The sequence below is a fragment of the Pseudomonas sihuiensis genome, assembly GCF_900106015.1.
Classification (GTDB): domain Bacteria; phylum Pseudomonadota; class Gammaproteobacteria; order Pseudomonadales; family Pseudomonadaceae; genus Aquipseudomonas; species Aquipseudomonas sihuiensis.
The window spans coordinates 2,930,604-2,943,782 of the sequence record NZ_LT629797.1; the positions used below are offsets into that span (position 1 = coordinate 2,930,604).

Here is a 13,179-nt window from a genome sequence, read left to right on the forward strand (position 1 = left end):
CAATTACAAGGACCCCGCCATGTTCGAGATCACCCGCCATCCCGTGCCAGATGCCGTGCGCCAGCGTGCGCACCTGGATAACGACGCCTATCTGCGCCTGTACCAGCAGTCCGTCGAGCAATCCGAAACCTTCTGGGCCGAGCAGGCCAAGGCCTTCCTCAGCTGGTTCAAGCCCTGGGATCAGGTGCACGCCAGCGATCTGCAGCTGGGCCACGCCGAATGGTTCAAGGGCGGCCAGCTCAACGTCGCCTACAACTGCATCGATCGCCACTTGGAAAAACGTGGCGAACAGATCGCCATCATCTGGGAAGGCGATAACCCGGCCGAGTCGGCGCACATCACCTACAACAAGCTGCACCACAACGTCAGTCGCCTGGCCAATGTGCTGAAAAGCCGTGGCGTGAAGAAGGGCGACCGGGTGTGCATCTACATGCCGATGATCCCCGAGGCGGCCTACGCCATGCTCGCCTGTGCGCGCATCGGCGCCGTGCATTCGGTGGTGTTCGGCGGCTTCTCCCCCGATGCCCTGCGCGATCGTATCCTCGATGCCGACTGCCGCGCGGTGATCACTGCCGACGAAGGCGTGCGCGGCGGCAAGTACATCCCGTTGAAAGCCAACGTCGACAAGGCCCTGCAGAGTTGCCCGGACGTGTCCACCGTGGTGGTGGTCGAGCGCACCCAGGGTGACGTCGCCTGGGTCGAAGGCCGCGACCTCTGGTATCACCAGGCGCTCAAGGAAGTCAGCGCGGTGTGCCCGGCCGAGCCGATGGACGCCGAGGATCCGCTGTTCATCCTCTACACCTCAGGCAGCACCGGCAAACCCAAGGGCGTGCTGCACACTACCGGCGGTTACCTGCTTGGCGCGGCGATGACCCACAAGTACGTGTTCGACTACCACGAAGGCGAGATCTACTGGTGCACCGCCGATGTCGGCTGGGTCACCGGGCACAGCTACATCGTCTACGGCCCGCTGGCCAATGCCGCCACCACCCTGATGTTCGAGGGCGTACCGAACTACCCGGACGCCTCGCGCTTCTGGCAGGTGATCGACAAGCACCAGGTCAACACCTTCTACACCGCACCGACCGCCCTGCGCGCACTGATGCGTGAGGGCGAGGCGCCGGTGAAAGCTACCTCGCGCAGCAGCCTGCGTCTGCTCGGCAGCGTGGGCGAGCCGATCAACCCGGAAGCCTGGGAATGGTATTTCCATGTGGTCGGTGACATGCGCTGCCCCATCGTCGATACCTGGTGGCAGACCGAAACCGGCTCGATCCTGATCACCCCGCTGCCCGGCGCCACCGACCTCAAACCGGGCTCGGCCACCCGCCCCTTCTTTGGCGTGCAGCCGGTGCTGCTGGATGAGCAGGGCAAGGAAATCGACGGCCCCGGCAGCGGCGTACTGGCGATCAAGGCCAGCTGGCCGAGCCAGATCCGCAGCGTCTATGGCGATCACCAGCGCATGATCGACACCTACTTCAAGCCCTACCCCGGCTACTACTTCACCGGCGACGGCGCACGCCGCGACGAGGACGGCTACTACTGGATCACCGGCCGCGTCGACGACGTGATCAACGTATCCGGGCACCGCATCGGCACTGCCGAAGTGGAGAGCGCGCTGGTGTTGCACGATGCCGTGGCCGAAGCCGCCGTGGTCGGCTATCCGCATGATGTGAAGGGCCAGGGCATCTACGCCTACGTCACCCTGATGAATGATCAGGAGCCCTCCGACGAGCTGAAGAAGGATTTGCTCAGCCTGGTCGGCAAGGAGATCGGCAGCTTCGCCAAGCCGGAGCTGATCCAGTGGGCGCCCGGCCTGCCCAAGACCCGCTCGGGCAAGATCATGCGGCGTATCCTGCGCAAGATCGCCTGCAACGAACTGGAAAACATGGGCGACACCTCGACCCTGGCCGACCCCAGCGTGGTCGACAGCCTGATCGATCAGCGCCTCAACCGCTGAGCCTCGCGCCCGGCCTGAAAGGGCCGGGCGCATCTTGTCTTGTGCCTGCCAAGCGCCGACACTGCGCGCCATGGAAAGCCTACGTCGTCAGATCGAAAAACAGGTGCACAGCCTCACCGGCGCCTCGCTGGGCGTGCTCGACCTCGACCAGCCGCGCGGGGATGCTGGCCTGTTCGGCCCCGAGTCGATGGTCTGGGAAGTCCACGCCGACTTCAGCGCGATGATGGTCGGCGGCATCTCCGCCCTGCTCCTGCAGATGCTTCACCCACTGGCACTGGCCGGGGTGTGGGATCACTCTACCTTTCGCCAGGACATGCTCGGCCGCCTGCGCCGCACCAGCCTGTTCATCGCCGGCACCACCTATGGCGGCCTGCACGATGCCGAACAGTTGCTCGACAAGGTGCGCCGCATCCACCTGCAGGTGGTCGGTCATGCGCCGGATGGCCGTCCTTACGCCGCCAGCGATCCCGAACTGCTGACCTGGGTGCATGTCTCCGAGGTCAGCCAGTTCCTCGCCGGCTACCTGCGCTACGTCGACCCGCAGTTGCCGCAGGCCGAACAGGATCGCTACTACCGCGAAGTGGCGCTGATCGCCGAGCGCCTCGGCGCGCAGGACGTGCCCAAATCGGCGCAGGCCATCGCCGATTATCTGCAACGCATGCGCCCGCAGCTGCTCTGCGATGCGCGCACGCGCGAAGTGGTGCGCCTGCTGTACGACGCGCCGATGCCCAGCCTGCTCGCCAAGCCCTTCGGCGGCCTGATGATGCAGGCCGGTGTCGACCTGCTGCCGGACTGGGCCAGCGACCTGCTCGGCGAACACCAGGCCGCCTGGCGCCGCCCGCTGATCCGCGCCAGCGTGCAGCGTACCGCCAACCTGCTGCGCTGGGCCGTACGCAACAGCGCCGCGCAGCGCGCCCGTCGCCGTCTGTTGCCTGACTCATAAGGCGAGCGCTCCCTCGGGCAGCGGCTTTTCTTGATAAACTGCCACTCTTTCCTACCCCGAGATGCCGCGCATGCCCGCTCTTGATCAGGCGCTGCGCGCCGCCCTCGACGCCCGTGAAAACCTCTTCAGTGAGCTGCACACGCAAGGCACCGACTGCTATCGCCTGTTCCATGGCACGCAGGAAGGTGCGCCCGGCCTGACCGTCGATCGCTACGGCCCGCAACTGCTGGTGCAGAGTTTTCATCAACCGCTGGAAGCCAACGATCTGCACAGCATCGTCGGCAGTGTCGAAGCCTGTCTCGGGCAGCCGCTGCTGTTGGTTTACAACGACCGCTCCAAGGGCAATTCGCGGATTGATCGCGACCCGGCACTGTTCCTGGCCGACGATGCAGCACTGGAGGATATGGTCGGCCGCGAATGGGGGCTGAATTACCGCGTACGTGGTCGTCATGCCGGACAGGACCCGCTGCTATTTCTCGACCTGCGCAATGCACGCGGCTGGGTCAAGGCCAACAGCGCAGGCAAATCCGTACTCAACCTGTTCGCCTATACCTGCGGTGTTGGCCTGTGCGCGGCGGCGGGCGGTGCCCGTGAAGTGGTCAACCTGGACTTCGCCGAAGGCAACCTGGCAGTCGGCCGCGAGAACGCCGCGCTCAATCCCGGGCTGCCGACCATGCAGTTCATCCAGAGCGACTACTTCCCAGCCATCCGCCAACTTCGCCGACTTCAGCCTGACCCCCAGCTTCGCCACTGCCGTTCAGCAAATGAACGGGCGCATCGGTGTACTCGACAACCAGAAGCCGCAAGCCGCCAGCGTCGATATCCAGGGCAAGGTCGACCGCTACGCGCCGATGAGCATCAAGGGCAAGCTGACGCCATTCGATCCGCTCAACAGCCTGGATATCGCCACCAGCTTCAAGAATGTCGAGCTGACCACCATCACCCCCTACTCCGGCAAGTTCGCCGGTTATCGCATCCGCAAGGGCCGCCTCAACCTCGACCTGCACTACCGCATCGAGAAGGGCCAGCTCAATGCCGAGAACAAGGTGCTGGTGGAGAACCTGCAACTGGGCGAGCGCGTCGACAGCCCCGACGCCGTGGACCTGCCGATTCGCCTGGCAGTCGCCCTGCTCAAGGACACCCAGGGGCGCATCGCCATCGAGTTGCCGGTACAGGGTGATCTGAACAATCCGCAGTTCAGCGTCATGCCCATCGTCTGGCAGACCTTGCGCAATCTGGTGTTGCGCGCGGCCCAGGCGCCGTTCAAGTTCATCGCCGGGTTGGTCGGTGGCAGCAACGTCGACCTCAGCACCGTGCCCTTCGTCGCTGGCTCTGCGGAGCTGCAGGGCGACGCGCGCCAGGCCCTGGACACACTGGCCAAAGCGCTCGAAGAGCGCCCGAATCTGCGTCTGGAGGTAGAAGGCCAGGCCGCGCAGAGTGCCGACGGCCCGCTGCTGGCCGAGCAGCGCCTGCAGCGCGAATTTCGCGAAACCTGGTACAAGGTGTTGCAGCGCCGTGGTGACAGGGTACCGGCCAGTCCCGATGAGCTGACGGTCGCCGAGGACGAACAGGCCGCGCTGCTTGAAGGCATCTATCGCGCCCGCCTCAAGCAGCAACCGCCAGCCGAGTGGGCCGAACTGGACAAAGAGCAACGCCAGCAGAACATGCGCAAGGCGGTGCTGGACTCCTGGGCGCAAAGCAAGCTGCTGCTGCGCCAACTGGCTCAGCAACGCGCTGCAACGATCAAGGATTATCTGGTTGAACAAGGCGGGTTGTACGATGAACGTGTCTACCTGATCGATGCCAACCTGGGTGAACCCGAAGCCGACGGCCGCGTGCTCACCACCCTGCACCTGGACAGCCAATGATCATGCGCAGCTTATCTATCATCACGCTCACAAGCCTGGTTGCCAGCCTGCTCAGCATCAGCGCGCAGGCCGACACGCTACGCTGCGGCAGCGCTCTGGTCAGCCTTGGCGACCGTCCGTTCGAGGTCGAGCGCAAATGTGGCGCGCCGGTGCACCGTGACCCGGTCGGCTACACCCTGGGCTCCTATGACCGCCGCGAGTACATGATCGAGGAATGGGTATACGGCCCGAGCAATGGCATGCTCAGCATCCTGCGCTTCGAGGGTAACCGTCTGACCGCCATCGAACGTCGTCGCGAACGCTGAACAGGAGGTTCTCATGCGCAAACTCAACTGTCTGCTCACCCTGCTCTGCCTGCCCCTGATGGCCGAGGCGTCCTCCACCTATCGCTGCGGTAGCGCCCTGGTCAGCAAGACAGCGCCCACCGCAGAAGTGCTGAACAAATGTGGCGAGCCGTCCAGCCGCGATTTTCTCGGTTACAAGGAAGTGGTCGATAGCTACGGTTTTCGCAACGAGGTGAGTGTCGAGGAATGGGTCTACGGCCCGAAAAGCGGCATGTACCACTTTCTACGCTTCGAGGGCGGCCGCCTGACCGAAGTCCGCAGCAAGCGCGGCAGTTGATGCTGCGTAGCATGCAAAGCACTCGGAGCGACACGCGCATCGTGCGCCCTGCATAAAAATCAAGGCCCCACCGGTCACACCGGCGGGGCCTTCACGCATCCATGCCTGTCGCTATCCGTGCTGATCAGGCGTCCTGCCTGTAGCCATCCGTGCTGAAAATACATCCGTTTCTGAAGCTGTCCGTACCTGTGGGCATCCTTACCCGGCAATCCGTGCTCAGAGCTTGTCGCTGAAATCGCGCAGCTCTTGCTGGGCCTTTTCCTTGGTCCAGCCGTAACGTTCCTGCAGCTTGCCGGCCAGGTATTCGCTGTGGCCCTCGGCGACGTCCAGGTCGTCATCGGTCAGGTTGCCCCAACGCTCCTTCATGCGACCGCTGAGCTGCTTCCATTTGCCTTTGATGATGTCGCTATTCATGGTCATTCTCCCAGTGACAGAAGGTGGGGCCGGTCGCTAGCCCGGCCGGCTCGGCTATCAGTCAGCAGTTTTCAGGGCATCGGCGGACACGTCACGCACACCCTCGATTTCCTTGGTCTTGGCGATAGCCAGATCACGCTCGGCGTCGGTAGCGACCACGCCGGACAGGGAAACCACGCCCTGGTTGGTCTCGACCTTGATGTCCAGCGCGCTGAGGTTCGAGTCAGCAACGAAGGTGGATTTCACTTTGCTGGTGATCCAGGTGTCGGATACCGCCTGCTCGGCTTTATCCACAGTGTCATTGGCCGCCAGCATGGTCGGCTCTGCGGCGAAGGCTGCCGAGGCCAGCGACATGCTCAGCACGGCAGCGGTCAGGGTGGTAGCGGCAAAACGGTTGATTGGCTGTTTCATGATTCGACTCCTGTACATTCCAGACAATCTGCAAACCAACTCCTGGTTGCAGGTTCACCAGTACTATTGCAGGGCCTGTGCCAGGTTTTTAAATTAAATTAAATCCTTTAAAAACAAGCACTTAAATAAAATCGCCATTATGCTTTTGATTGCATTTCGCCGAGTCGCAAAAAAACTCTCGGGCAATTTGCATGATCCAATAAACGAGTAAACGCATGCATGTATCGCAGTCGCATCCTCAGGTCGGCAATGACGAACCCTGACGATCACGCACAAAAAAGGGCTCCCGCAGGAGCCCTCTCGTTCGAACAGGCGAACCGTGCTTAGACGCCAGAGGCCTCGGCAGCAGCTACGTCCTTGATCGACAGTTTGATACGGCCGCGGTTGTCCACGTCCAGTACCAGTACCTTCACTTCCTGGCCTTCCTGCAGCACGTCGGTGACCTTCTCTACGCGCTGATCACTGAGCATGGAGATGTGCACCAGACCGTCCTTGCCCGGCAGGATGTTGACGAAGGCACCGAAGTCGACGATGCGCTCGACCTTGCCGACGTAGATCTTGCCGATCTCGGCTTCGGCAGTGATGGCCAGCACGCGCTGCTTGGCAGCCTCGGCCGCGTCCTTGGTTTCGCCGAAGATCTTGATCGAGCCGTCGTCTTCGATATCGATCGAAGCCTTGGTCTCTTCGCAGATGGCGCGGATGGTGGCACCACCCTTGCCGATGACGTCGCGGATCTTGTCCTGGTCGATCTTCATCGCAATCATGGTTGGCGCGTTAGCCGACAGCTCGCTGCGCGATTGGGCGATGACCTGGTTCATCTGACCAAGGATGTTCAGACGAGCTTCCAGCGCCTGCTCCAGCGCCTGCTCCATGATCTCTTCGGTGATGCCCTGGATCTTGATGTCCATCTGCAGCGCGGTAACACCCTTGGCGGTACCGGCTACTTTGAAGTCCATGTCGCCCAGGTGATCTTCGTCACCGAGGATGTCGGTCAGCACGGCGAATTTCTCACCTTCGAGCACCAGACCCATGGCGATACCGGCAACCGGTGCCTTCATCGGCACACCGGCGTCCATCAGCGCCAGGGAGGCGCCGCACACCGAAGCCATGGAGGAAGAACCGTTGGACTCGGTGATTTCCGACACTACGCGGATGGTGTACGGGAACTCGTCGGCGCTCGGCAGCATGGCGGCAACGCCACGACGGGCGAGACGGCCGTGGCCGATTTCGCGGCGGCCAGTGGCGCCCATGCGACCACACTCACCCACCGAGTACGGCGGGAAGTTGTAGTGCAGCATGAAGGGGTCTTTCTTCTCGCCTTCGAGGGTGTCCAGCAGCTGTGCGTCGCGTGCGGTACCGAGGGTCGCCACGACCAGCGCCTGGGTTTCGCCACGGGTGAACAGCGCCGAACCGTGAGTCTTGTCCAGAACGCCGACTTCGATGTTCAGGCCACGCACGGTACGGTTGTCACGACCATCGATACGCGGCTTGCCGTTGACGATGTTCTCGCGCACGGTGCGGTATTCGATCTCGCCGAAGGCTTCCTTGACTTCACCGGCAGTAGGCTGACCTTCTTCGCCGGAGAACTTGGCCACGACCTGATCACGCAGTTCGCCCAGACGCGCATAACGGTCCTGCTTGACGGTGATGGTGTAGGCCTGGGAAATCGCCTCGCCGAACTCGCTACGGATGGCATTCAGCAGTGCGGTGTTTTCCGGCTTCGGCTGCCAGTCCCAAGTCGGCTTGCCGGCTTCGGCGGCCAACTCGGCAACGGCCTGGATGACCACCTGGAATTCTTCATGGGCAAACAGTACGGCGCCCAGCATCTGGTCTTCGGTCAGCTCTTTGGCTTCCGACTCGACCATCAGCACAGCGTCCTTGGTACCGGCCACGACCATGTCCAGGCTGGAAGCCTTGAGCTGCTCGTAGTTCGGGTTCAGCAGGTAGCCGGTTTCCGGATGGAAAGCCACGCGCGCGGCGCCGATCGGACCGTTGAACGGGATACCGGAGATGGCCAGGGCAGCCGAGGTGCCGATCATCGCAGCGATGTCCGGATCGGTCTTCTTGCTGGTGGAAACCACGGTGCAGATGACCTGCACTTCGTTCTGGAAGCCTTCCGGGAACAGCGGACGGATCGGACGGTCGATCAGGCGCGAGGTCAGGGTTTCCTTCTCGGAAGGACGCGCTTCACGCTTGAAGAAACCGCCAGGGATCTTGCCGGCTGCGTAGGTCTTTTCCTGATAGTGAACGGAGAGCGGGAAGAAGCCCTTGCTCGGGTCAGCGCTCTTGGCGCCTACCACGGTGACCAGCACGCTGACGTCGTCATCGACGGTGACCAGCACGGCGCCGGAGGCCTGACGGGCGATACGGCCAGTCTCGAGGGTAACGGTCGACTGACCGAACTGGAATTTCTTGATTACCGGGTTCACGGTGTTTTCCTTCTCTTTGTTGCCTTGGGGGAAATTGGAAAGAGGCGCGGGAGTCGGACCCGGAGCATCCCTCGAAAAGCCAAAAGCTGGAAGCCCAGCGCCACGAGGTGAGGATCACTCCCCACTCGCGACGCCGAACTCCCAGCTTCCAACTTGTGCAGCTCGCGTCTATTAACGACGCAGGCCCAGGCGACCGATCAGGGCGCTGTAACGACTGGAGTCTTTACCCTTCAGGTAGTCCAGCAGCTTGCGGCGCTGGTTAACCATACGGATCAGACCACGACGGCTGTGGTGATCCTTACCGTTGGCCTTGAAGTGACCTTGCAGCTTGTTGATGTTGGCGGTCAGCAGGGCAACCTGCACTTCCGGGCTACCGGTATCGCCTTCAGCTTGCTTGTAGTCGTTAACGATCTGGGCTTTTTCTTCAACGCTGAGTGCCATGTTGGCTTCCTCTCATCTGGAAACTGCCGAAGCAGTTTCAATAGGCCGGGAATCGCTTCCCGTGTTTTAAAAAGAGGTATGACCGTGCCTACTAACAGCCACCCTCGCAGCACCTGATGACGACGTCGTCAGCATCAGGCTTTCAGCCATCTCGGCCGAACCGTTCGGTGCTACGCACCGGTATAAATCAATCGACGCGGGGCGATACGCCCATCGTCACTCACTTCACCGATGCCGATGAAGCGACCATTGTGATCCTGCACCCGCACCATACCGAACTTCGGTGCTTCCGGCGCTCGCACCGGCTGCCCTTGCAACCAGTAAAACGCGCTGTGCTCGGAGAACTGCAGCAGCGGCCAGTCCTGCAGACCGCTATCGGCCGGTAGCAGGAAGCGATCCAGCGCCTCGTTACCACCTTCGGCGTGTGCAGCCTCCAGTTCTTCCAGCGTCACGGTACGCGTCAGGTCGAACGGGCCGGCCTTGGTACGACGCAACTTGGCGACATGTGCACCGCAGCCGAGCAACTGGCCGAGGTCCTCGACCAGCGTACGAATATAGGTGCCTTTGCTGCAATCAACCGCCAGACGGGCCTGCTCGCCTTCGCAGGCCAGCAGTTCCAGGCGCGCAATAGTAACAGAACGCGCTTCGCGCTCCACTACTTCACCCGCACGAGCCAGCTTGTAGAGTGGCTGACCGTCCTTCTTCAAGGCCGAGTACATCGGCGGTATCTGTTTGATTTCACCGCGAAAACGCGGCAACAGCGCCTCAATCTCGGCGCGACCGACGGTCACCGGGCGCCGTTCGATAACATCGCCTTCGGCATCACCAGTGGTGGTGGTGACACCCAACTGAGCGACGGTCTCGTAGCCCTTGTCAGCGTCGAGCAGATACTGAGAAAACTTGGTCGCCTCACCGAAACACAGCGGCAGTACACCGGTGGCCAACGGGTCGAGGCTACCGGTGTGACCGGCCTTCTCGGCATTGAGCAGCCAACGCACCTTTTGCAGCGCGGCGTTGGAGGTGAAACCGTGCGGCTTGTCGAGCAGGATGATGCCGTCGACCTTGCGGCGAATACGTTTGACCTGCGCCACGCCTTACTCCTTGGAACCCGCGGTGTCGTCGTGCAGACGATCTTCCGCCACGGCACGCTCGATCAGTGCCGACAGGTGAGCACCGCGCTGGACGCTCTCGTCGTAGTGGAAGTGCAGCTGTGGCACGCTGCGCAGCTTCATCGCCTTGCCCAGCTGCATGCGCAGGAAACCGGCCGCGTCGTTGAGTACCTTGAGGCTCTCTTTGATCGCCTCGGCATCATCCTGCCCCATGACGGTGATGAAGACCTTGGCGTGACCGATATCACGACTGACGTCGACTGCGGTGATGGTCACCAGCCCCAGACGCGGATCCTTGACCTCACGCCGAATAAGCTGGGCCAGTTCGCGTTGCATCTGGTCGCCGATACGCTGGGTACGGCTGTAATCTTTGGCCATTTTCTCGTTACCTTTACTTCCTCCGCTGCCTGTTCGCCAGCGGACTCAAAAGCGGCAAACGCCCGGCCGCGCGAATGCGGGGCCGGGCGTTGCGTGTTGCGACTCGCGATTACAGGCTGCGAGCCACCTGGACTTTCTCGAACACTTCGATCTTGTCGCCGACCTTGACGTCGTTGTAGCTCTTCACGCCGATACCGCACTCCATGCCGTTGCGCACTTCGGCAACGTCGTCCTTGAAGCGACGCAGCGATTCCAGCTCGCCTTCGAAGATCACCACGTCCTCGCGCAGTACGCGGATCGGACGGTTGCGGTAGACGGTGCCCTCGATGACCATGCAGCCAGCGACAGCGCCGAACTTCGGCGAACGGAACACATCACGCACTTCGGCGGTACCCAGGATGTTCTCGCGAACATCGCTGCCGAGCATACCGGTGAGCGCCTTCTTGACGTCTTCGATGATGTCGTAGATGACGTTGTAGTAGCGCATGTCCAGGCCTTCGGCCTCGACGATCTTGCGCGCACCAGCGTCAGCACGGACGTTGAAGCCGAACAGCACGGCATTGGAAGCCAGCGCCAGGTTGGCATCGGACTCGGTGATACCACCGACGCCGCCACCGACCACACGCACTTGCACTTCGTCGTTGCCCAGGGTGCTGAGCGAGCCTTGCAGGGCTTCCAGAGAACCACGAACGTCGGCCTTGAGGACGATGTTGAGGGTCTTCTTCTCTTCCTGGCCCATGTTCTCGAAGATGTTTTCCAGCTTGCCGGCGTGGGCGCGAGCCAGTTTGACCTCGCGGAACTTGCCCTGACGGAACAGCGCAACTTCGCGGGCCTTCTTCTCGTCGGCCACGACCATCATCTCGTCACCGGCATCCGGCGTACCGTCCAGGCCGAGAATCTCGACCGGAATGGACGGACCGGCTTCCTTGATCGACTTGCCGTTCTCGTCGAGCATGGCACGCACGCGGCCGTAGTTGACGCCAACCAGCACCATGTCGCCCTGACGCAGGGTACCGTCCTGAACCAGCACGGTGGCCACCGGGCCACGGCCCTTGTCCAGACGCGATTCGACCACCACACCACGACCCGGGGCCGACGGCGTGGCTTTCAGCTCGAGGACTTCAGCCTGCAGCAGTACGGCTTCGAGCAACTCGTCGATACCGGTACCCATCTTCGCCGAGACATGTACGTAAGGTGCATCGCCGCCCCACTCTTCCGGGATCACGTCAAGCGCGGCCAGGCCGTTCTTGATGTTGTCCGGATTGGCATCGGGCTTGTCGATCTTGTTCACCGCGACCACGATCGGCACGCCGGCTGCTTTCGCATGCTGTACGGCTTCCTGGGTCTGCGGCATCACGCCGTCGTCAGCGGCGACGACCAGAATGACGATATCGGTAGCCTTGGCACCACGAGCACGCATCTGGGTGAACGCAGCGTGACCGGGGGTATCGAGGAAGGTGACCATGCCGCGCTCGGTTTCGACGTGGTAGGCACCGATGTGCTGGGTGATACCACCGGCTTCACCGGAAGCCACCTTGGCACGACGGATATAGTCGAGCAGCGAAGTCTTACCATGGTCGACGTGGCCCATCACGGTCACGACCGGTGCACGATGGAAGGTTTCACCCTCGAACTTCAGGGATTCGGCCAGTTGTTCTTCCAGGGCGTTGTCGCTGACCAGCTTGACCTTGTGACCGAACTCTTCGGCGACCAGTTGAGCGGTTTCCTGATCCAGCACCTGGTTGATGGTCACCGGGGTGCCCATCTTGAACATGAACTTGACGATCTCCGCACCCTTGATGGCCATTTGCTGGGCCAGATCGGAAACGGTGATGGTCTCGCCAATCGATACGTCACGCACGATAGGACCAGTCGGGCTCTGGAAGCCGTGCTGGTTGCGCTTCTTCATCTTGGCCTTGCCACGACCACCACGACGGAAGCCGTCGCTCTCTTCGTCAACACTACGCGGCGCGACACGCGGCGCCGGCGCCTTTTCCTTGAGGGTCGGGCGGTGCTGTGCGTGCTTGCGCTCACGGCGCTCGTCTTCGTCACTGCGCGCCTTCTCGGGGCGACGCACTTCCTCTTTCTTGCGCTCGGCGTCGACGACCGGAGCGGCAACAACCGGCTCGCTGACCGGAGCTGGCGCAGCAGCAGGTGCGGACGCTGGGCTGGTCGCCGTGGCTGCCTGACGCTTGGCTTCTTCTTCGGCCTTGCGCTTGGCTTCTTCCTCGGCTTTCAGGCGCTCGGCTTCGGCAGCAGCCTGCTGAGCTTCCAGCTCACGCTGCTTCTCGGCTTCGAGCTCTTCCGGGCTGCGCTTGACGAAGGTCTTCTTCTTGCGCACTTCCACGCTGATGGTCTTGCTGCCAGCAACACGCAGGGTGCTGGTGGTCTTGCGCTGCAAGGTAATCTTGCGCGGCTCTTCGACCTTGTCGCCGTGACTGCTCTTGAGATGGGCCAGCAAGGCCTGCTTCTCACTATCGGTCACTACCTGTTCGGCACTTTCATGGGACAGGCCGGCTTCACGCATCTGCTGCAGCAGGCGCTCAACCGGGGTGTCGACCACTTTGGCCAGTTCTTTTACCGTGACTTGCGTCATGCATCTTTCTCC

12 protein-coding genes and 1 pseudogene are annotated in these 13,179 nt (G+C 62.1%); 6 read left to right on the forward strand and 7 right to left on the reverse strand.

The window, feature by feature from the left end:
* Positions 1-19 precede the first annotated feature (19 nt).
* The 6 genes and pseudogenes from acs to BLT86_RS13845 all read left to right on the forward strand — a co-directional run bounded on the left by acs (position 20) and on the right by BLT86_RS13845 (position 5,389).
* Positions 20-1,957 carry an acetate--CoA ligase gene (acs, locus tag BLT86_RS13820; RefSeq protein WP_092377419.1) on the forward strand — a complete coding sequence of 646 codons (1,938 nt, stop codon included), beginning with the start codon at positions 20-22 and terminating at the stop codon, positions 1,955-1,957.
* Between the two features lie 70 nt (positions 1,958-2,027).
* Positions 2,028-2,900 carry an oxygenase MpaB family protein gene (locus BLT86_RS13825; RefSeq protein ID WP_039965002.1) on the forward strand — a complete coding sequence of 291 codons (873 nt, stop codon included), beginning with the start codon at positions 2,028-2,030 and terminating at the stop codon, positions 2,898-2,900.
* Between the two features lie 70 nt (positions 2,901-2,970).
* Positions 2,971-3,627, forward strand: a pseudogene (locus BLT86_RS26115) (class I SAM-dependent methyltransferase); the annotation flags it as partial.
* Entirely contained in the window at positions 3,557-4,768 is a 1,212-nt protein-coding gene (locus tag BLT86_RS13835) for a DUF748 domain-containing protein (RefSeq protein ID WP_456239054.1), read from the forward strand. The pseudogene BLT86_RS26115 and the gene BLT86_RS13835, both read left to right, overlap by 71 nt.
* Positions 4,765-5,073 (forward strand): DUF2845 domain-containing protein, encoded by a 309-nt coding sequence (locus tag BLT86_RS13840; RefSeq protein WP_017675324.1) that lies wholly within the window; start codon positions 4,765-4,767, stop codon positions 5,071-5,073. The genes BLT86_RS13835 and BLT86_RS13840 overlap by 4 nt, the downstream gene beginning before the upstream one ends.
* 13 nt (positions 5,074-5,086) lie before the next feature.
* Positions 5,087-5,389, forward strand: coding sequence for a DUF2845 domain-containing protein (locus BLT86_RS13845; RefSeq protein ID WP_017675325.1), 303 nt, complete (start codon positions 5,087-5,089; stop codon positions 5,387-5,389).
* A gap of 216 nt (positions 5,390-5,605) precedes the next feature.
* Here BLT86_RS13845 and BLT86_RS13850 read toward each other — a convergent pair whose 3' ends face one another.
* The 7 genes from BLT86_RS13850 to infB form a co-directional block, all read right to left on the reverse strand.
* A complete protein-coding gene (locus tag BLT86_RS13850) occupies positions 5,606-5,803 on the reverse strand; it encodes a CsbD family protein (protein WP_017675326.1) in 198 nt (65 codons plus the stop codon).
* Between the two features lie 57 nt (positions 5,804-5,860).
* Entirely contained in the window at positions 5,861-6,214 is a 354-nt protein-coding gene (locus BLT86_RS13855) for a BON domain-containing protein (RefSeq protein WP_017675327.1), read from the reverse strand.
* A gap of 323 nt (positions 6,215-6,537) precedes the next feature.
* Entirely contained in the window at positions 6,538-8,643 is a 2,106-nt protein-coding gene (gene pnp, locus BLT86_RS13860; protein WP_092377422.1) for a polyribonucleotide nucleotidyltransferase, read from the reverse strand.
* A 171-nt stretch (positions 8,644-8,814) separates the two neighbouring features.
* Positions 8,815-9,084 carry a 30S ribosomal protein S15 gene (rpsO, locus tag BLT86_RS13865; protein WP_074860168.1) on the reverse strand — a complete coding sequence of 90 codons (270 nt, stop codon included), beginning with the start codon at positions 9,082-9,084 and terminating at the stop codon, positions 8,815-8,817.
* Between the two features lie 170 nt (positions 9,085-9,254).
* Positions 9,255-10,175 carry a tRNA pseudouridine(55) synthase TruB gene (gene truB, locus BLT86_RS13870; protein ID WP_092377425.1) on the reverse strand — a complete coding sequence of 307 codons (921 nt, stop codon included), beginning with the start codon at positions 10,173-10,175 and terminating at the stop codon, positions 9,255-9,257.
* 3 nt (positions 10,176-10,178) lie between these two features.
* Positions 10,179-10,571: a 30S ribosome-binding factor RbfA gene (gene rbfA / locus BLT86_RS13875; RefSeq protein ID WP_004424397.1), complete on the reverse strand. Its 393-nt coding sequence runs from the start codon at positions 10,569-10,571 to the stop codon at positions 10,179-10,181.
* A gap of 109 nt (positions 10,572-10,680) precedes the next feature.
* A complete protein-coding gene (gene infB / locus BLT86_RS13880) occupies positions 10,681-13,167 on the reverse strand; it encodes a translation initiation factor IF-2 (RefSeq protein ID WP_084340908.1) in 2,487 nt (828 codons plus the stop codon).
* Positions 13,168-13,179: the final 12 nt, after the last annotated feature.